Genomic DNA, 16,766 nt, shown 5'->3' on the forward strand with positions numbered 1-16,766 from the left:
GGGCTTTTCCGGGCAGGTGTCTCCTGTTCCCCACGATCACCGCGCGTTAACGCGAACACGCCCAGGCCACAAAGCTCTAAGGTGGTTGCGCCCGCCGGGTGACCGCAGTGCAAAATGGTCCGGTACACGCCCCGATAGCTCAGTTGGCCAGAGCACGCGCCTTGTAAGCGCGGGGTCGTCGGTTCGAACCCGACTCGGGGCTCAAAGGGCTTCTGACCAGCGGAAACGCGATCAGAAGCCCTTTTTGGCTTGTAGCACGTCGGTTGAACAGTAGGCGCCTGCCGATTGCTTTACCTTCCGGACATGACCACCGAAAACGAACCGGATCCCCCCTACGACTTGCGCCCGATGGTCGCTTCGTGGTTGAGGTCGATTCGCGCGCGCGGCCTCGCGGACAACACCGTCCGCATCTACCGGGCCGCCGGTATGGGCCTCGCCAGGCATCTCCTCGCCTACGTGCCCGAGGAGGATGCCCGCCCCGCGCCGACGACGCAGGAGGAGATCCACCGGGAACACGTTGAGAGCTACATCACAGTTCTGCTCGATAGCACGTCGCCCGGCAACGCCCACCAGCATTTCCGCTCGCTCAAGACCTTCTTCAACTGGATGACGGACATCGAGGAGGAGTTGGACAGATCGCCCATGGCGCGGATGAAGGCGCCGATCGTGCCCGAGCAGGAGGTGGAGATCGTCCCCGAGGACGCCCTGCAACGGCTCCTGAGGCGCTGCGGAGGCCGGTCGTATACCGACCGTCGCGACACGGCGATGATCATGCTCCTGCTCGACACGGGCGTTCGGCGGGCCGAGTTGGTCAACCGGCTCATCAGTGACGTGGATCTCGACCTGAAGGTCATGTTGATCGTCGCGAAGGGCAAGCGGCCCCGGTCGGTGCCGTTCGGCAAGCAAACTGCGGTCGCCCTCGACCGGTACTTCCGCGCGTTGCAGAAGTTGGCCGGGCCCGACGCATTGGAGAGGGATGCCCCGCTGTGGCGCGGCGTGCTGAAGAAATCGACCTTCACGGTCAGCGGCGTGAACCAGATGTTGGAGCGGCGGTGCATCCAGGCGGGGATCGAGCACGTGCATCCCCACCGATTCCGGCACACCTTCGCGCATCTGTGGCGATTCCACGGCGGAGGCGACGACGAGTTGATGAGCATCGCCGGGTGGAAATCGCGGGCGATGCTGAACCGGTACGCCGCTTCGACGAGCAAAGCCAGGGCGAAGGCGGCCCACGCGCGCTTGAGTCCCGCGGACCGATTGGGAGGCGCCACCGCCCGAGGGAGGTAGGGCTGCCACCCTGGCCACGGTCCCCGCGACAACTCGCGGGGGCCGTGGCCAGGGTGGCTCACTTGGTTGCCCAGAGGCCCGATCCGTCTCGTATAGCGAGGTTCTTCCGCAGTGCGATGGTGAGCGCTGCGGCAAGAGTTTCGGCGTCAGCTCGCGAGTCGAGAATGATCCGGACCTGCTTGGGGTGGTCCAGAATCACAACTGGCGCGCCATCGTCGAGGACTCGGGCTTCAACACAAAGCAGGGGCCGCGGAACGTCACCGTCGGGGTGATCGAGTGTAGGTGAATCTGTCGTAGGCCCCCTCGAAACACGCGGAGTTGTCCGAGGCCCGCCACGTAGGACCTGCAACGAGGCCATTACCCTATGCAGTGGCAAACAGCTAATGTGAAGAATCTTCCCGATCCGTTCGAGTTTGATAATTTCGGTATTCGCTGTTCGAAGGACCAGCAAGTTCTCCCAAAACCTCCTCGACAATTGCACGAGTCCTCGGCAGGTCGTCGCCGCTGAGCCGTGGATCGTGAACCACCGTCACGACGACCTCGGGGCCGTGCGCGTCAGGCCATGGATCGTCGCCCTCGAACCGCAGACCAACGTATTGGCGGGCAGCCGCTCGACCTGCTCGTTCTGGGTCTATTCCGAGACCCGCTGCGACGGCTCGGACGACCGACGGTGAGACCATGATGGGCAGGCCCTTGGCGATTTTCCATAGGACGTTCCGGCTTGGCCGCGTCCGCTGCTTGGGGTCGACGGCCGCTTCCTCGAAGCGCGTAAAAGTGAGCTTTCGGCCAGTGCCCACGCGGGCAGCCACCAAGTCCGTAAGTGTCTCCGGTGTCGTCATCGTGCTGATCACACTGCCTTGGTTTCATTTTCTTGGCTCCCGCGTCGATTGCGTAGCTACGCCCCGCGCGACACGGTGGCTCCCCACATCCCAGTGTCCACGTTCGCGAACGCGTACACCAACACCAACCTGCACTGCTCGACCGAAAAACACTCGCGAGCGTGCACGACACGCCGATCGTCCCATCCCAACTGGACACGTGCGCACCAACGTGCTTGCATGTTCCCGTTCGCGAACGCGAATACGAAAGGTTGGTTTGCGTGGCCCGAGCTCGCGGCGAGTTCACATTGCGCGATGGTCCCCTGCTTCTTCGACTGATGAGGGGACCGATGGAGGGCGGCACGGTCCACAGCGTGCGAACCCTTGCGGCAGCGGTTGACCTGTCGACCAGGAAGATCCACGCCCTGATCAAGGGCGAGCGCCCCACTGTGGGCGCCGAGACGGCCGCCCGGATGGCGTGGGCCGTCGACGTCCATCTCGATGCTCTGTTCGTGCTCAATCCGTTTTTCGTGCTCAATTCGTTCGCGTACGCGAACGAAGATGTGGAGGAAGGTCATGATGACCCCGGCACAGCGGTCGATGCGGGCACGGCTCGCGTCACACACGAGCTGGAGTAACACGGCGGATCGACGCGCTCGCACGGAGCCAGCGACGCGGGCCGGCAGTTGGGATCGGTTCGAGAAGGCGATCCGGGCCGAGGCCGCCGAGCGTGGTGAGTCGCTGACCGACGAGCAACTGCGGTCCATGGTCGAGTCTCGGCGCAGCGCCTATTTCACGCGGCTGTCGATGCAGGCCGCCGCCGCGCGCCGGAAGAAGGCGCCCCGGCCGAAGAGCGGCGAGTCGAAGCCCGAAGCCGCTTGATCTCGCCCCCCGTCCACCGGCCAGCGCTTGCGTTGTCGGTGGTCGCGGCCCCCGGGGACGGCCAGCCGTGCCGGGCCGTGATGCCGCCCCCGAAGTGCCGCAGGAACCTCAACCACCTACGAATCGAGGAACCGTGAAGGACTGTACCGAGCCTCACAAGGCAGGAACCTGCGACCGATGCCGGGAGCTGCGCCACCCGTCGCGCGTACGGACGCGGCGGACGCTGGTCGCAGCGCTGCCCCGGCAGGCCAAGAGCGGCACCGGCCGCGCGAGCGGCGGTGGCCGCTGATGGCGCGGACGTCGTTCCGGCCGGGGCGCGATGCCCCCGTCGGTGACGCGGCGGCTGGCGACTACGCAGCGTTCAACAAGTACCTGCGGGCTGTTGCTGTCGCCCGTATCCCGGCGCCCGAGCGGACTGTCGCCCTCCCCAAAGGGCTCGCGAACCGCGCACCCAGCCTCCACGTCGGCGTGGCCGTTGGCGCGCTCGACACCGCCGGTCTCGGCGCCATCGCCCGCCTCGTTGACGAGGAGCTGACGACACGCGGGGGCTGGATGTCCGTCCGCCGGGCCGTCCAGTTCCTCGCTCACGCGTGCCGTAAGGACTCGAAGTGACCACCTGCATGCCGGAGGCACCGACCGCGCGCCTGCTGCTCTCTTCGTCCGCGCCGGATGACGTGTGGAGGGAGACCCGCCGCTCCGGGATCGGTGGGTCTGACGTGGCCGCGATCCTCGGTCTCGGCGGCGGTAGGTACACCAGCCCGCGCCACGTCTACGAGGAGAAGCACGGCCGACCCGACGAGGTGACCTCCGAGGCCGCCGAAGTCGGAAGCGAGATCGAGGGGTTCGTGGCCCACCTGTTCTCGAAGCGGTCCGGCCTGGCCGTCGCGATGCCGCCCGGGACTCTCGTGCACACCGATCACCCGTGGATGTTGGCCAACGTTGATCGGTACGTCCTTGGCCAAGATGGCGCGGTCATGGGGCCGTTGGAGTGTAAGAACCGCAGCGAGTACCAGATCGACGACTGGGAGGAGTGCGTCCCAGATGCCCCCGCGATCCAGCTCCACTGGTATCTCGCGGTCGGCGGCTGGTCGCACGGCTACGTGGCTGCGCTCGTCGGTGGGAACAAGCTGCGCTGGCACCTGATCGAGCGTGACGAGGAAATGATCGGCTACCTCGTCGACTACTGCGGCCGGTGGTACGAGCGTCACGTCGTGGAGGGCTTCCCGCCTCCGGCCGACGGTTACGAGGCGACGACGAACCTGCTGGCGAAGCTCTGGTCGGTCAAGCCGGAGACAATCACCGAGATCGACGTCTCCCAAGCCACGGAACTGCGCGCCCGCCGCCACGACCTCAAGGTCCGGGAGAAAGCGCTCGCCGCCGAGATCCGCGCCGTCGAGAACGAGATGCGGCTGCTTTCCGGCGAGAACGACATCGCCAGGGCTGGTGGCAAACCGGCATGGACCTGGAAGGCCAACGGCACTTTCGCCAGCCGGAAGTTCAGCGAGGCGGAGCCCGAGTTGGCCGCCGAGTACACGCACATGGTGCCGGCCCTGGACCTGGACCGCCTCAAGGCGGAGAAGCCCAAGACGTACGACGCGTACCGAGCCCGTGTCCTCCGTGTCCCCGCGAAGGGGGCCTGACCGTGGCCCTGACCACGTTGAAGGACCGCGTCCGAGCGGCCACCACCGAACGGCCCGAGCCCACGGCAGATATCCGACCGGCCCAAGTCGTGGCGGACGCGACGCCGGAGGAACTGCACGCCGCCGAGCAGGCCGAGGGCGGAGAGACCACCGCGGCCATCATGAAATGGCTCGACCAGTACGGCGAACACTTCAGCGGCGCGTTGCCCGGGTGCGTGCCCGCTGCCACGTTCATGGCGGCGACGCGGGCGGCGCTGCCGTCGCTGACCCGATGCACTCCCGCAAGCCTGCTGCAAGCGCTGCTGACCTGTGCTCGGTTCGGGCTGCTTCCGGACGGTCGCCAGGCCGTGATCCGGTGCGAGGACGGCCGGGCCGTGTTCGTGCCGATGTATCAGGGTTACGTCGAGCTGATGTACCGCTCCGGCCAGGTCGGGTCGGTGCATGTCGGGCTGATCCGCGCTGGCGACGAGTGGTCGGTCGAGCCGTCTGCGCCGGCCCCGTTGGATTTCACGTTCAAGCCAGCGCTATTGAAGGATCCGGCGGAGCGTGGAGAAGCGGTTCTTGCGTACGCGTTCGCGTGGCTCGCGGGCGGGGCGCGGTCGCAGGTCATCATCCTGACTCGACCGGACGCGGAGGCGATCCGCGATCAGTACAGCCAGGCGTACCAGCGCTCCGAGGAGTCCGGGGCTCGCGATTCGTTCTGGCACACCCACTTTTACGAGATGTGGCGCAAGTCCGCGCTGCGTCGCCTGTTCGGGCTTGTCCCGACGTCATCGGAGCTGACCGCGCTGGAGCGGGCCGACGACGCCGGTGATGGCGGGCAGGTCCAAGTCGTGCATGCGCCGGGCGAGGACGTCCAAGCCCTGGCGAAAGCGGTTGCTGCTCACAGGGCGGCCGAAGGGTCGCCGGAGCTGCAGCCGGCCGCGATCGCGATCCGGCCGTCGAGCCGAAAGAAGTCCCTGCCGCCGAGGTCACAACCGAAGCGGACCACGCGCAAGTCCCGGAAGGGCAAGGGAAAAACGCGATGAGCTGGGACGTCATGTGTGGGGTTGACCTGGAGACGACAGGTCTGGACCCGGAGCGGGATCGGGTCGTGACGGCCGCCGTCGTGCACTACGGCGCCGGGGGTCGGTCCTTCGACGAGTGCACATGGGTCGCGGATCCAGGGGTGGAGATCCCGGCGGAGGCGACCGCCGTGCATGGGTACACCACGGACGCGGTTCGCGAGTCCGGGTTGCCAGCCGGGCAGGTGGTGGCCGAGGTCGTCGCCGAACTCGTCGACGCGGCGCGGCAGGGGTTGCCGATCGTGGTCATGAACGCCGCCTTCGATCTGACCCTGTTGGACCGCGAGGCCGAGCGGTACGGCCTCGAATCGCTCACCGATCTGGCGACGCGGATCTGTGTCCTGGACCCGCGCGTGCTGGATCGGTTCGTGGATCAGTACCGGCCGGGGCCCCGCCGCCTGGCGGACCTATGCAGCCAGTACCAGGTGACGCACGACGGCGCCCATGACGCCTGCGCGGATGCTGTCGCCGCGTGCGCGGTCACCGAGGCAATCGGCCGCGAGAACTCGTGGCTGCCGGAGGCGCCGCTGTACGAGGTGCACGAGGCGCAGGTCCGGTGGGCGGCCACCCAGCAGGAGAGCCTTCGGAACTACTTCCACCGCATGCCGAGCAAAGCCCACCTTGCGCCGGGTGTGCGGACGGATTGGCCGGTGATCCCGCGCAGGGTGGCCGCGCCGCGCCGGTGGGGTTGGCGTTGACCGATCACCTCCTGTCCGGCGACACCGCGTTGCCGGGCGTGAGTCGGCGGCTGCTGATGACGGCGCGCGACGCGCGCCGCCATCAGCGGCCCGGCCCGCCCACCTCCGGATTTCGGCTCGGCCCGGCCTGGGCCTGGTGCCCGGCCGAGGCGTGTCAAACCCCCCAACGTTTCGACGCCGGGCGGCGGCGCTGCCTGGCGTCCAGAACCACCACGATCAGGGAGACACCCCGTGGATGAGCCCTTCGGGCTGGAGTACGTACGTCCGGCGCAAGCCGATTGTCCTGACTGCCCCTGTTGCACCGCCGCGCTGTGCTGGCGAGGCCGGATCCACACCATGGGGTGCGTGGGGTCCACGCCCCCCGAGCATCAGGAGACCGTTCGCAGTTGTCCGTGCTCGGCGGCGGAGACGCCGCACACGGCCGCGTGGCGGCTCGCGCGGCTGGTCACGACCCTGCGCGCGCGTGAAAGGCCGCTGGCGGTCGACGTCGAGTCGTACCTGCGGCACGTGGCGGACGGCCGGGAGTGGGTGGGTGGCGACGTCTCCGGGGTGCCGTGGGAGAACTTGGGCCTGGTCACGTTCGTGGACGGGCGGCCGGCGCTGACCGATCTCGGTCGGCTCTACCTCTCCGCGCGGACGGACATCCGGGTCGTGACGCCTGTGCGCGTGCTCGACGTGGACCCGAGGACGCGTACCGCACGGGTCGAGGTGCCCGGGTGGCGGGCAGGCGAGACGGTCACGGTTCTGCTCGACCAGCTCATGGGCGATCTCGACACTGCGGCCGAGGAGTTGCCACGGTGGGTGGCCGCCGAGGCGAACTGTGCGGCGCCCGACGCGGACGCACTGCTGTTGACGAGGTTCCGACCCCACACGAGCGGCAGCACGGTTGCGCCGGGGACGGAGCAGGACGACGGGACGGCGGTGACGCGGGTCGAGATGCTGGCGCACGAGTGGCGGATCGCGCCCCGGTTGCAGGACCCGCCGCCGCTCCCGGTCCCTGTCCCGTTTCTGCTCGACGAGTCGGACGGGGATGTCCTGTGACCGCCTCGACAACGTTCCTCAAGGTCGTGGCTGTCGAGCAGGCTGGAGGACCGAGCGACGACGACGAGACCGCGTACGTGTGGGTGTGCGTCCCGGTGTGGTCTCCGCAACGCGCATTCCTGACGAAAGCGGACCCGTTCATCCGAGCGGCTGGCGTTCCGGTCGACGCGTTGAGCGCGTTGACCGAGCGGGTGTTCGTCGCGGACCTGGACGTCGACGATCCCCCGGACACGGTGGGTTCGCTGGGTGAGCGTCTGACGTGGCCGCGGTTGTGTGCCACGCCGCGGATCCCCCAGCAGGCCGGTCCGAGGATGGAGACCGGTGCGACGGTGGCGACCGGGGCGCTGCTGTCGGTAGCGGTGCACGGGACGCCCGCGCCGCAGGGCTCGAAGCGGCATGTGGGCGCGGGGCGGATGATCGACTCGTCCGTTGGCGTCAGGCCCTGGCGTGAGGCCGTGGTGTGGGCGGTGCGGCAGGAGATCAACCGCCGCCGTGGACAAGGCCCTTGGACCCCACTCACCGGGCCGCTTGAGGCATCGATCGTGTTCACTGTCCGGCGTCCGAAAGGGCACTTCGGGACGGGCCGCAACGCGGGCGTGCTGAGGGCATCGGCGCCGCTCCGGCCGCACGTGATCCCCGACCTGGACAAGCTGCTGAGATCGACCGGCGACGCGATCACGACCGCCGGCGGATATGTCGACGACGCCCAGATCGTCGGGTATCGCCGGGCGGAGAAGCGCTACGCCACCGACTACGGCCGGGTACCTGACGTCCTCGCCACCGAAGGCGCGGTGATTCGCCTCTACCGGGTCGAAGACACCCGGCCGGGCTCATCGGCGCGGAGCGGGGACGGCTCGTGATCCCCGGCTCGGAGTGGACGTGCGCCATCGATGAGGTCGCGGTCGCACTCATCCTCGCGGGTACCGTGCCGCGCCCGGAACTGACCGAGCGGGAGCAGCGTTACGCGGCGCGCCTGATGACGGAAGAGCGGCGCTCCGCGAAGTCGATCGCGAAGGCGGTCGGTGTGTCGGCGAAGACCATCGAACGCTGGCTGGTGGCCGGTCGGGGTGCGTCGTGATGTGGGCCGACGTGGTGATGGCAGTCGGCCGGATCGTAGACGGCGTGCTCGTGTGGTCGCCGCTGCCGCTGGGCGTGTTGTTCGTCGGGTGGGCGCTGTTCGGGGTGCCTCGCCGGCCGCTCCGCGGCGTCCGTCCGCAACCGTCCGCGTCCATCCGCGCCCGACCGCGTTCGTGCGGACTCGTCCGCACACCACGCCGGCCGGGCCCGCTCGTCAGCGGGTGCCCGTGCCTGTTCGGACACGGAGCGGACATGTCCGCCGGACACGCGGACACGCTGCCCGGACGCACCGTCCGCGCCGCGCGCACCCGCCCCCTGACCTGCGCGGACACGTGCCCGGACATGTCCCATGACGTGGCCGTCGAGGCGCCCCCGGACGGGTTTAAGCGGACGTGTCCGTACGTGTCCGGCGGATCATGTCCGTGCCTGTCCGGACGTGTCCACGACGACGACAGGAGCTGACCATGCCGCGCCCGAGTCGCTACGCCCCCAACAACCTCGATCGCGATCGGCACTGGACCGACGACGCCGCGTGCGCCGGCAAGGCCATGGACGGCATCGAGTTCTTCCCGCTCCACGACAAGAACAAATCGAGCGCGAAGGGCGACGCACGCCACTTGAAGGCCACATTCTGCGGCGGCTGCCCGGTGCGGATTGCCTGCCTCGAACACGCTATGACCTTCCCCGAGACCCATGGCGTTTGGGGCGGCCTGGACTGGGAGGAGTTGGCCGAACTACGTGGCGAAGTACAGGCCGCCCGGGCGGAGCAGCAGGAGCCGGAGCAGGGCCGGGCAACGCGGCCGGCGGGCACGGAGGCGGCGGCCTAGGGGCGTCGCGACTGCGCGGCCCGACGTGCCAGCGCAGCGCACGGGGAGGCCCGAGCCGCCCGACACACCAACCGGGAGGACGACGATGACCGAACCAATCAAGCAGGAAGACTCCACCGCGAGACGGCGCGGTCCGAACCGGCGCGGAGCGGAAGGCGAACGACTGCGCCGGCCTCGCGGACGAGTACAGGACCGGGTTGTCGATCCGAGATCTGGGCGACGAACACGGCCTGTCGTACGGGCTGACGCACACCCTGCTGGCCGAAGCGGAGGTGAAGTTCCGCCACCGCCAGCCGCGTTCGAGCAAGGGGTGGGCGCCCGGCGTCTTGCCGTCGCTGCCGCGGTCCTGGTGGCGCTGCTCGTCTTCGCCGTGCTCCTCGCAGCGGCCGAGGGCGACGGACCCAACGACTGCGATGAAGGCTGCTTCTCCCTGGGCACTACCACGCCCCCGACCGCCGACGGGCCGTTCCTCGCCGGCCCAGCGTCCGCGCGCGTGATCGCGCTCGTACGCCGCAATCCACCGGCGCCGGCCGAGACCCACAAGCCCACACCGTCGAAGCCGGTCAAGCCACGGAAGCACCACCACGGCGGCGACGGCGATTCGTGTGACTGACCGCGCGCGACACGGGTCCGGGGCCGACCGGTCCCGGGCCCACCCCACTGACCACCGAGGAGGCTAGGTGAGGATTTGTCGTACCCGCCTCACCCGCGACTACGTCCAGGTCCCGAACAACCTGGCGCAGGACGACCGGTTGACGCACATGGCGCGCGGGTGTCTGGTCGACATCCTGAGCCGTCCCGACGGCTGGAGGATCACCGCCGACGAGATGTGGGCGGCGTCGAAGCGGCGTCTTGGGCAGCGGAGTCCAGGTCGTCGGGTGTTTCGGCTCGCGTGGGCCGAGTTGAAGGAACACGGCTATCTCGAAGCGGAAGTTTCACGCCTCGATGGCGGCCGGTTCGGGACCGAGTTGACCGCGCGGAACATCCCGGTGGCCCGGGTCGCTGCGGTGCCGGATCGCGGCTCGGCGGCCGTCGTGGCCCCGGTCGAGGCGACCCGCACCGACGTACCACCTGCCGGTACGCCGGTCCGACCTTCGCTGATGGATGTTTCCGCAGGTCAGGCCGATGTACCACACGGTGGTACGTCTACTACAGAAAACGATCTTGAGAAGAAAACGGTAAAGACCCCTACTACCGGCCGTAGGCCATCCAACGTAGGTAGGGGCGCGCGTTCGAGCGGCTGCGCCGCAGCAGGCAGTGTCCGCGATCTCAACGTGGGCATGGTCGGTGCGATCATCGGCCGGTTGCCAGCGGATCTGCGCAAGTTGCTCCCCGAGTTGCTGCCGGATGTGATCGCCAATGCGATTCGTGCGGAGTTGGACCGGGACCTGACCGTCGAGCAGTTGACGGCGCGTGCTGACCGGCGGTGGTTCAACCACGGTTACGCGGCGGCTGACCCGGAGTTGGGCGGCCCGGGTATCCGGCGGCCGGTGGGTGTGGCTGTTGCGCTGGTACGGCGCGGGAACTGCGCGAGCGCCCGGTGTGACGATGGGACCGACCTCGACACCGAGAGTCTGTGTCGGACGTGTGAGCGTGAGGCGGAGGACCGCCGCGCCACCCAGCAGCCGCCCGCACAGGTCGCGTTCGGGGCGTGGGTGCCCTCGTCCCCGTGGACGGTGATCCCGGTCCAGCACACGCCCGCACGGCGCAAGCCCGGATGGTTGCCGCTGGTGACCTGCGACCGCTGCGATCGGGCGCATCGGTCGGCGAACCGCGGTGACCTGTGCCGGGACTGCCAGCAGGAGTCGGCCGCGCTGGCCGAGTTGGCGGTCAGCAGCGCATGAACCCCCAGTTCCTACCCGAACTGTCCTACTCGCTGCGGACTCTGGGCGCGTACACGAGATCCACGACGTGAACGACACCACGCTCGCGGACATCACCGCCGAACTGGACAGGCCGGGGCCTCGTCGAGTCGGCTTGTGGCGCGCGGCGCGCGGCGCGCGAACTGGTGTGTTCGGCACCCCGCCGGGCCGGGCGACCCGATGGCCGAGAGCGGGTGCCTGCTGTGCGGTCCGCCGCAGCTGCGGCCCGTGCTCCCCGTGCCTGACGACGTCGACCCGGAGGACGTCCTGCGGTGCCTTCACCAGTCGGACCGCGAGGCCGCAACGGAGCGATACGGGCCGTGTGCCGTGCCCCGGGCACTGGCGAGCAGCGCCAGCCACCGCTCAGCCCAGCGGGCCGCGCCGGACGACGCCCCGCACCACGAAGGAGAAACACCTTGAGCAGTCACGACAGCCCGACCGCGCCGCCGCCGGTGACAAATGAGCTGGACCTCGAATCGGCGGAGGCGGTACGGGCGTTCTGCGGCCTGTGCCTGGATCCTGGGCCCGGCCGGGTGAGACGCACGCCGAGGCACTTCGTGGAGATCATGCCGCCGTGGCTTGGGAGGGCGGTCGCCGAGCGCGCGCCGCACCTGCGTGACCACGTGAGGCGAATCGCTGCCCAGCGCGCGGAGATCGAGCAGGTCGAGGCGGCGATGGCCGCTGAGCAGACCGTGTTCGCGGAGGCGCTGCGCGCGTGGATCGCGGGCAAGCCGCAGTCCGTCCCGGCGAAGTCGGCCGCAGTGGGGGATGGTGCGGCATGACCGGCCTGTTCCTCGCGGGCAGCGATCCCACCCCGTACCGGCGCCGTCCGTGTGCACGCTGTCTGTGGCGGCGGGATACGCCGACGGGGCAGTTCACGACCGAGCGGTACGTGCAACTGCGGTCGACGAGCCCGCAGCACGGGCACGACGAACCCGGGTGGGGCGCGCCGATGTTCTCCTACCACAAGACGCCCGAGGGCCGCGAGATGGCTTGCGCGGGTTGGATCGCGACGGTGGCAGACCGACACCTCAGGTTGCGCCTGGCGCTCGCGCAGCGGCGGATTCCCCACCGGGTGTTGACCCCCGGCAAGGGCTGGCCGGCACTGTTCGAGACCTAGCCCGAGATGGAAGCCGCGCGGGCTCGGGTGAAGAAGTGGTGATGGGCACGGGCGCCAACGAATACCACCCGGCCGCTGGCGCCGAGATGTGGATCTTTGGCAACCGCGTGTTCCTCGTCCATGCACGTGCCGACGTCCCCGCCCGCACCTGCCCTTGGCCCCGTCCGAGATGACCCGGCCGCACGCCGACGACTGTCCCGCACTCGCCGCCGATTCCCCGACCACCACCAACGCCGACCAGCAGGGAGCCACCCGTTGAACCCGCCCCGCACGCTCGTCATCGCTTACTACCTCGTGATGTACATGGCCTCGACCTTCGCGGCGGTCACCGCGTTCGACGAAGGCCACACCCTCAAAGCACTCGGGTTGGTCTGCCTACCCGCCGCGCTCCTGACTGCGATGGCCCGCGAGTTCCGCCACAGGGCGTGCGTGGCGCTGGTGACCAGTGCCGCACCCAGTCACAACCGCTGCACCGTCGCCGAACAGCCAGGCGACCACCGCGAGGCGAACCAGGCCGAACAAGGCGCGTCGTGAGCATCGGGGCGGCTGGCGCCCGAGCGGTTCGTGTACTACACCGACCCGCGTATCGCCGCGCTGGCCCGGACCACGCACGCCACCACTCCGGGCGACCCCAGGTCCTGGCGCGAGCTGGGCGACGAGGAACAGCGCGCGTGGATCACCGCCGCCCGGGACTGACTTGGCGCCGCCGTTCGCCTCGGGCTCCTGCCGCTGATCGACCACCGCACCGGCACCGCCTGCGAAACCGTGTCGCTCGACGTCGACCCGACCGACGGCCGCCCCCTGCACACACCGAAACGGAACACCCCATGACCACAAGGAACTTCACCCGTGACGAACTTGCCCATCACGGCGTACCGCCGTACAACCCCGAGGACATCCAGTTCAGCCAATCCATCCGCCACGACGAGCAGATCACGATCCTCAAGTACAGCCAGTTGCGGCTCGTCGTCTTCGTCTGCGACGACGACCACAAGACCTACGCCGTCGAGTACGAGTCGCCCATCGACGTGGGTGACCACGAAGTCGGCTACGGCCCTGACGACCACGGTTGGCGTGGCAAAACGATCGAAGGCACGGAGGTCCGGCTGCGGCCCGTCGTCGTCGACCGATGGGTGACCGTCACACCCGGCGACGAACACCACCGCGGCGGAACCGCCCTCCACCAGCTCACCGAGCTGTACGAGGAATGCGGCGTGGCCGAGCACTACGCGAGGCAACACGCCGCCGAACTGTTGGCAAAGCACGCCGCCGAATTGCGAGGCTGACAGATGACCCTACTCGCCGATCAGCAACTCATCGCGATCCGCGGGGACATCGAACTCGCCGTCACGATCGGCCAGACCGGCGTCGTGACCGGTGCCCTGGCCCACGAAGCATGGGGGCGCGTGGGCAACGAGCACGCCGCCGCGCTCCTGGCCCACGTCGACCACCTCACCGGCGAACTCGCCGCCGCGCGCGGCCTCCTGGGCGGCTACGGCACGCCGGTCACCAGCTTCCCCCGCTCCCGCCCCCGGACCCGGCCAACGCCCGGCGCCGCGCCCTGCGCGCGCAGCTCGAAACCGGCTTCGTCACGCGCGAATGGGCGGTCGGTCGCCGTGATCTGCCCAGAGGGCTTCCGCTGTCCGGCCGGGCCGCTTGCGGTCTTCAACTTGACCAAACGGGGCTTGATCCCCGCGCGCCGGAGCCAGCGCGGACATCTGCCTCGGTGCCAGCAAGAAGGCCACCCCGCTACGCCTCGCTCCGCAGCACACCGGCGTTGTCGAAGAGCCGGGATACCGCTGCTCGCCTACGTGGCTCGGGCGTCCGAGTCATCTGCCCTCTTTCTGGGGCGGTCGCGGCCGGACCCGGAGTAGTCACGCTCGATGTCCTGGACGGTGCCGAGCGACACACCGAGCTCGGCCGCGATCTTCCGATAGGGCACCTTCGCTGTTCGCTGGTCCAAGACGTACTGACGGCGAAGCGCCTTCAACGTCTTGATCACACGCGGCTGCTGCCGAAGGACCTCGCTGATGGCCCGCGCCCGCGCGGCGGGATCCTCCATCGCCGCGAGGTCGTCTAGTGCCGCCATCACACGTTGCGCCTCCTCCCGGACCGCCTCTTCTTCGGTCATCCCGTCCCTTTTCTCGGGTTGACGCTTGCATAGCGTATGGGGATCCCATACGCTTCAGCAAGCAGCCCACGCTGCTCGGCAAAAATGCCCCGGCCCTCGCGGTCGCACGCGAGGTTCCGGGGCTGCTGAACGGCCCGGTAGTCGCATACCGGGCCAGCAACCTCGGGCCTGAGCGCATGCATGCGAGGGCCGGAGTGCCAGACACCTGCCATATACAGGAGCTGACACGGATGAATGCTACTGATCTGAAAGCGCCCCTTGCGGACGCGCGATCCGAGGACGTCATGCGCGTCCTCGGCGCGGTTGCCCATCACCTGACGGTGAGTCGTCCGGACGGGAAGTTGGGTCCGGACGCGCTGGCTGTCGTGGTGAGTTCGAAGGCGTACGAGATCTGCGGCCCGCGAAGCGGTGCTTCCCTCCTGGCGGACGCGGCGATGAAGGCCGCGCCGGTGGGGGATTTCGGGATCACGCGCGGTGAGTACGCGCTGCGGGTGCGTCGGGTGATCGCGGACGCGGGCTACGAGTGGTCGGACGAGGACAACGAGCCGGTCATCCCGAAGATCCCGGCGCCGCGTTCGCCAAAAGGCGGTGGCCGCTGATGGCGATCTCCGATGAGGCGGCCCGGCTCCTCGCCGAGGCGAAGGCGGACTACGGCACCAAGAAGGAGCGCGCCGACCGCGAGGTCCAAGCCCGCTACCGGAAGGGCATGGACCAAGCGCGCGCGGTCGAGGCCGCGAACATGCCGGGTCGCAAGGGGCCGCAGCGGTGAGCATCACGCAGCGGATGAGCGACCGGGACGCGCGGCTGGCCGCCGGGAAGTTCAGCGGTCGCGAGTCGGCGACCGAGTGGGCCGAGCGCAAGCGCCGTGAGGATCGCGCCGCCCAAGTCAAGAAGGCAGCCCGCGCCGGTCAGGCGTGGGAGGACGACGACCGTCGCCGCAACGGCTGACGGACGTCGGCACAACGACCGGCCCGTCCCCAACTCCCCGGGGGCGGGCCGGTTTCATGCCACACACGCGAGAGGTTGAGCAATGGACGAGACCACCGACGAGCGGCTGCCCGGGGTGCGGTACCGCAAGGTGACGCGCACCCGGCAGGAGTCCGTGACGATCGACGGTCACACCAGGACGCGCGACGTGCCGTACGACGCTTGGGTTCCGCGACAGCCGCGTGACTGGGACGCGGTGGTTCTGCGTGGGGTGACCGGGGTCGCGGCCGTCGTGACGGTCCTCACCGTGACCGGGACGACCGCAGCCATCGGTGGTCTGCTCGCTCCGCTACTCGTCGGTGAGATCGCGTACAGCATCGCGGTGGTGTTCGACGTGGTCATGTTGTGCTGCATCGCGCTCGAATGGTTGGAGCGGTTCGACCGGGCGCGGGCTTGGGCGCCGCGCAACGCGGGGTGGACCTGCCTGGCGATCTCCATGGGCGCGATCATCACATTCGGCCGGGAACACGGACACCTCGCCGCCGGAGTGGCGGGCGCGTTCCTGCCGCTGCTCGGCAAAGTGCTGTGGGCGCTGGTGCTGCGGCAGTACGCCGTGCCGCTGTCGGATGGTGTGGCGTATTGGCTGACCGCGCGTCGTGAGGAGATCGGCGCGAGGGCCGCCCTGTCCGCGCAACTGCGCCGGCTCGACGCGCAGACGGCGCACACACACGCCGCGTACGGCCTGGAAGCCGCAGCTCGGACGGCGGCGATCACCGCACCCCCCGCTGTGCTGTCCCCGGCCGCGCAGCTGCCTGCCCCCGTGGCGGTCGCACCGGCCGCTGCACCTGTGCCCACCACGGCCGTCGCGGTGGCGCCCGTGCCTTCGCCGGTGATTGCCCCGCCTATGCCCAACGTGCCCGCCCCCGTGCCGGTCGCTGCGGTGCCCGTGGCGCCCGCTCCGGTTGTCCCTGCGACCACCGTTCCCGGACACCCGGCATGCACCCCGGAAACGCCCATCGCAGACACCACCGGACAGCCGTCCCGGACGGTGTCCGCGCAGCTCAGCGCGCCGCTCACCGCTCCCGCCCCGACCGTGGACGGACACGCCGCGAACACCACGGACACGCCCGCTGCGGACGTGTCCGAACATGTCCGCGAGGCCCCGCAGACGTCGACCGTGCAGCCGATCAGCGCCCTGACGATCGCCGGGACGATCCGCGAAATCCTGCGCGTAGACCTCGCCATCTCCGACGACGACCTCACCACGCGCGTCGCAACGATCCACGGCCACACCCCGCGGCTCGCGGAAACCGTTCGGCGCACCCGCGACCGGATCGTGAACCCGAAGAACAAGAAGAAGAGGCGGGCGTCGTGACCCTGCTCATCGCACTG

Annotated in this window: 26 protein-coding genes, 1 tRNA gene and 1 pseudogene; 26 read left to right on the forward strand and 2 right to left on the reverse strand. The window is 69.2% G+C overall.

Annotated elements, in window-relative coordinates; translation table 11 throughout:
- Positions 1-128 precede the first annotated feature (128 nt).
- The 22 genes and pseudogenes from ABIA38_RS18900 to ABIA38_RS19005 all read left to right on the forward strand — a co-directional run bounded on the left by ABIA38_RS18900 (position 129) and on the right by ABIA38_RS19005 (position 13,602).
- A tRNA-Thr gene (locus tag ABIA38_RS18900) sits at positions 129-202 on the forward strand.
- Positions 203-303: 101 nt separating this feature from the next.
- On the forward strand, positions 304-1,287 hold the full coding sequence (locus ABIA38_RS18905; protein ID WP_424639852.1) for a tyrosine-type recombinase/integrase: 984 nt from the start codon (positions 304-306) through the stop codon (positions 1,285-1,287).
- A 548-nt stretch (positions 1,288-1,835) separates the two neighbouring features.
- Entirely contained in the window at positions 1,836-1,961 is a 126-nt protein-coding gene (locus ABIA38_RS18910) for a hypothetical protein (protein ID WP_424639853.1), read from the forward strand.
- 494 nt (positions 1,962-2,455) lie between these two features.
- Positions 2,456-2,743: a hypothetical protein gene (locus ABIA38_RS18915; RefSeq protein WP_424639854.1), complete on the forward strand. Its 288-nt coding sequence runs from the start codon at positions 2,456-2,458 to the stop codon at positions 2,741-2,743.
- Positions 2,682-2,987, forward strand: coding sequence for a hypothetical protein (locus ABIA38_RS18920; RefSeq protein ID WP_424639855.1), 306 nt, complete (start codon positions 2,682-2,684; stop codon positions 2,985-2,987). Before ABIA38_RS18915 ends, ABIA38_RS18920 begins: the two co-directional genes overlap by 62 nt.
- 288 nt (positions 2,988-3,275) lie before the next feature.
- Positions 3,276-3,599 (forward strand): hypothetical protein, encoded by a 324-nt coding sequence (locus tag ABIA38_RS18925; protein WP_424639856.1) that lies wholly within the window; start codon positions 3,276-3,278, stop codon positions 3,597-3,599.
- Positions 3,596-4,627 carry a YqaJ viral recombinase family protein gene (locus tag ABIA38_RS18930; RefSeq protein WP_424639857.1) on the forward strand — a complete coding sequence of 344 codons (1,032 nt, stop codon included), beginning with the start codon at positions 3,596-3,598 and terminating at the stop codon, positions 4,625-4,627. Before ABIA38_RS18925 ends, ABIA38_RS18930 begins: the two co-directional genes overlap by 4 nt.
- Positions 4,628-4,629: 2 nt before the next feature.
- The gene (locus tag ABIA38_RS18935; protein ID WP_424639858.1) at positions 4,630-5,655 is read left to right on the forward strand and encodes a recombinase RecT; all 1,026 of its coding nucleotides are present in this window, start codon (positions 4,630-4,632) and stop codon (positions 5,653-5,655) included.
- Positions 5,652-6,389 (forward strand): exonuclease domain-containing protein, encoded by a 738-nt coding sequence (locus ABIA38_RS18940; protein ID WP_424639859.1) that lies wholly within the window; start codon positions 5,652-5,654, stop codon positions 6,387-6,389. Before ABIA38_RS18935 ends, ABIA38_RS18940 begins: the two co-directional genes overlap by 4 nt.
- Entirely contained in the window at positions 6,386-6,628 is a 243-nt protein-coding gene (locus ABIA38_RS18945; RefSeq protein WP_424639860.1) for a hypothetical protein, read from the forward strand. Before ABIA38_RS18940 ends, ABIA38_RS18945 begins: the two co-directional genes overlap by 4 nt.
- Before the next feature lie 106 nt (positions 6,629-6,734).
- Complete coding sequence (locus ABIA38_RS18950) at positions 6,735-7,430, forward strand: hypothetical protein (RefSeq protein WP_424639861.1); 696 nt, start codon at positions 6,735-6,737, stop codon at positions 7,428-7,430.
- Positions 7,431-7,456: 26 nt separating this feature from the next.
- Positions 7,457-8,290 (forward strand): RusA family crossover junction endodeoxyribonuclease, encoded by an 834-nt coding sequence (locus ABIA38_RS18955; protein ID WP_424639862.1) that lies wholly within the window; start codon positions 7,457-7,459, stop codon positions 8,288-8,290.
- Entirely contained in the window at positions 8,287-8,508 is a 222-nt protein-coding gene (locus tag ABIA38_RS18960) for a hypothetical protein (protein WP_424639863.1), read from the forward strand. Before ABIA38_RS18955 ends, ABIA38_RS18960 begins: the two co-directional genes overlap by 4 nt.
- 463 nt (positions 8,509-8,971) lie before the next feature.
- On the forward strand, positions 8,972-9,334 hold the full coding sequence (locus ABIA38_RS18965) for a WhiB family transcriptional regulator (RefSeq protein WP_424639864.1): 363 nt from the start codon (positions 8,972-8,974) through the stop codon (positions 9,332-9,334).
- A gap of 146 nt (positions 9,335-9,480) precedes the next feature.
- Positions 9,481-9,612, forward strand: a pseudogene (locus ABIA38_RS18970) (helix-turn-helix domain-containing protein); the annotation flags it as partial.
- A gap of 71 nt (positions 9,613-9,683) precedes the next feature.
- The gene (locus ABIA38_RS18975) at positions 9,684-9,947 is read left to right on the forward strand and encodes a hypothetical protein (protein ID WP_424639865.1); all 264 of its coding nucleotides are present in this window, start codon (positions 9,684-9,686) and stop codon (positions 9,945-9,947) included.
- 67 nt (positions 9,948-10,014) lie between these two features.
- Positions 10,015-11,178 carry a hypothetical protein gene (locus tag ABIA38_RS18980; protein ID WP_424639866.1) on the forward strand — a complete coding sequence of 388 codons (1,164 nt, stop codon included), beginning with the start codon at positions 10,015-10,017 and terminating at the stop codon, positions 11,176-11,178.
- 434 nt (positions 11,179-11,612) lie between these two features.
- Positions 11,613-11,978: a hypothetical protein gene (locus ABIA38_RS18985; protein WP_424639867.1), complete on the forward strand. Its 366-nt coding sequence runs from the start codon at positions 11,613-11,615 to the stop codon at positions 11,976-11,978.
- On the forward strand, positions 11,975-12,316 hold the full coding sequence (locus tag ABIA38_RS18990; RefSeq protein WP_424639868.1) for a DUF6283 family protein: 342 nt from the start codon (positions 11,975-11,977) through the stop codon (positions 12,314-12,316). Before ABIA38_RS18985 ends, ABIA38_RS18990 begins: the two co-directional genes overlap by 4 nt.
- A gap of 255 nt (positions 12,317-12,571) precedes the next feature.
- On the forward strand, positions 12,572-12,850 hold the full coding sequence (locus tag ABIA38_RS18995) for a hypothetical protein (protein WP_424639869.1): 279 nt from the start codon (positions 12,572-12,574) through the stop codon (positions 12,848-12,850).
- Between the two features lie 30 nt (positions 12,851-12,880).
- Complete coding sequence (locus tag ABIA38_RS19000; RefSeq protein WP_424639870.1) at positions 12,881-13,012, forward strand: hypothetical protein; 132 nt, start codon at positions 12,881-12,883, stop codon at positions 13,010-13,012.
- Between the two features lie 131 nt (positions 13,013-13,143).
- On the forward strand, positions 13,144-13,602 hold the full coding sequence (locus tag ABIA38_RS19005) for a hypothetical protein (RefSeq protein WP_424639871.1): 459 nt from the start codon (positions 13,144-13,146) through the stop codon (positions 13,600-13,602).
- A 9-nt stretch (positions 13,603-13,611) separates the two neighbouring features.
- Here ABIA38_RS19005 and ABIA38_RS19010 read toward each other — a convergent pair whose 3' ends face one another.
- Together ABIA38_RS19010 and ABIA38_RS19015 are read right to left on the reverse strand one after the other, a co-directional pair.
- Positions 13,612-13,758 carry a hypothetical protein gene (locus ABIA38_RS19010; RefSeq protein WP_424639872.1) on the reverse strand — a complete coding sequence of 49 codons (147 nt, stop codon included), beginning with the start codon at positions 13,756-13,758 and terminating at the stop codon, positions 13,612-13,614.
- Between the two features lie 365 nt (positions 13,759-14,123).
- Positions 14,124-14,447, reverse strand: a complete 324-nt coding sequence (locus ABIA38_RS19015) for a helix-turn-helix domain-containing protein (protein WP_424639873.1) — start codon at positions 14,445-14,447, stop codon at positions 14,124-14,126.
- A gap of 230 nt (positions 14,448-14,677) precedes the next feature.
- Between ABIA38_RS19015 and ABIA38_RS19020 the strand changes: the two genes are divergently transcribed.
- From ABIA38_RS19020 to ABIA38_RS19035, 4 genes are all read left to right on the forward strand, one after another.
- Positions 14,678-15,046 (forward strand): hypothetical protein, encoded by a 369-nt coding sequence (locus tag ABIA38_RS19020; RefSeq protein ID WP_424639874.1) that lies wholly within the window; start codon positions 14,678-14,680, stop codon positions 15,044-15,046.
- Positions 15,046-15,216 (forward strand): hypothetical protein, encoded by a 171-nt coding sequence (locus ABIA38_RS19025; RefSeq protein ID WP_424639875.1) that lies wholly within the window; start codon positions 15,046-15,048, stop codon positions 15,214-15,216. The genes ABIA38_RS19020 and ABIA38_RS19025 overlap by 1 nt, the downstream gene beginning before the upstream one ends.
- Positions 15,213-15,395, forward strand: a complete 183-nt coding sequence (locus ABIA38_RS19030; protein ID WP_424639876.1) for a hypothetical protein — start codon at positions 15,213-15,215, stop codon at positions 15,393-15,395. Before ABIA38_RS19025 ends, ABIA38_RS19030 begins: the two co-directional genes overlap by 4 nt.
- An 82-nt stretch (positions 15,396-15,477) precedes the next feature.
- Entirely contained in the window at positions 15,478-16,749 is a 1,272-nt protein-coding gene (locus ABIA38_RS19035) for a hypothetical protein (RefSeq protein ID WP_424639877.1), read from the forward strand.
- Positions 16,750-16,766 lie beyond the last annotated feature (17 nt).

The sequence above is a fragment of the Embleya sp. AB8 genome, from assembly GCF_049739465.1.
Lineage (GTDB): Bacteria > Actinomycetota > Actinomycetes > Streptomycetales > Streptomycetaceae > Embleya.

What these genes read in the sequence shown, in the direction of transcription:
- ABIA38_RS19035 (WP_424639877.1), top strand. Translation starts at nt 15,478, where the DNA reads ATGGACGAGACCACCGACGAGCGGCTGCCCGGGGTGCGGTACCGCAAG.
- ABIA38_RS19020 (WP_424639874.1), top strand. Translation starts at nt 14,678, where the DNA reads ATGAATGCTACTGATCTGAAAGCGCCCCTTGCGGACGCGCGATCCGAG.
- ABIA38_RS18990 (WP_424639868.1), top strand. Translation starts at nt 11,975, where the DNA reads ATGACCGGCCTGTTCCTCGCGGGCAGCGATCCCACCCCGTACCGGCGC.
- ABIA38_RS19015 (WP_424639873.1), bottom strand. Translation starts at nt 14,447, where the DNA reads ATGACCGAAGAAGAGGCGGTCCGGGAGGAGGCGCAACGTGTGATGGCG.
- ABIA38_RS18915 (WP_424639854.1), top strand. Translation starts at nt 2,456, where the DNA reads ATGGAGGGCGGCACGGTCCACAGCGTGCGAACCCTTGCGGCAGCGGTT.
- ABIA38_RS18920 (WP_424639855.1), top strand. Translation starts at nt 2,682, where the DNA reads ATGATGACCCCGGCACAGCGGTCGATGCGGGCACGGCTCGCGTCACAC.
- ABIA38_RS18905 (WP_424639852.1), top strand. Translation starts at nt 304, where the DNA reads ATGACCACCGAAAACGAACCGGATCCCCCCTACGACTTGCGCCCGATG.
- ABIA38_RS19025 (WP_424639875.1), top strand. Translation starts at nt 15,046, where the DNA reads ATGGCGATCTCCGATGAGGCGGCCCGGCTCCTCGCCGAGGCGAAGGCG.
- ABIA38_RS18965 (WP_424639864.1), top strand. Translation starts at nt 8,972, where the DNA reads ATGCCGCGCCCGAGTCGCTACGCCCCCAACAACCTCGATCGCGATCGG.
- ABIA38_RS18940 (WP_424639859.1), top strand. Translation starts at nt 5,652, where the DNA reads ATGAGCTGGGACGTCATGTGTGGGGTTGACCTGGAGACGACAGGTCTG.
- ABIA38_RS18925 (WP_424639856.1), top strand. Translation starts at nt 3,276, where the DNA reads ATGGCGCGGACGTCGTTCCGGCCGGGGCGCGATGCCCCCGTCGGTGAC.
- ABIA38_RS19005 (WP_424639871.1), top strand. Translation starts at nt 13,144, where the DNA reads ATGACCACAAGGAACTTCACCCGTGACGAACTTGCCCATCACGGCGTA.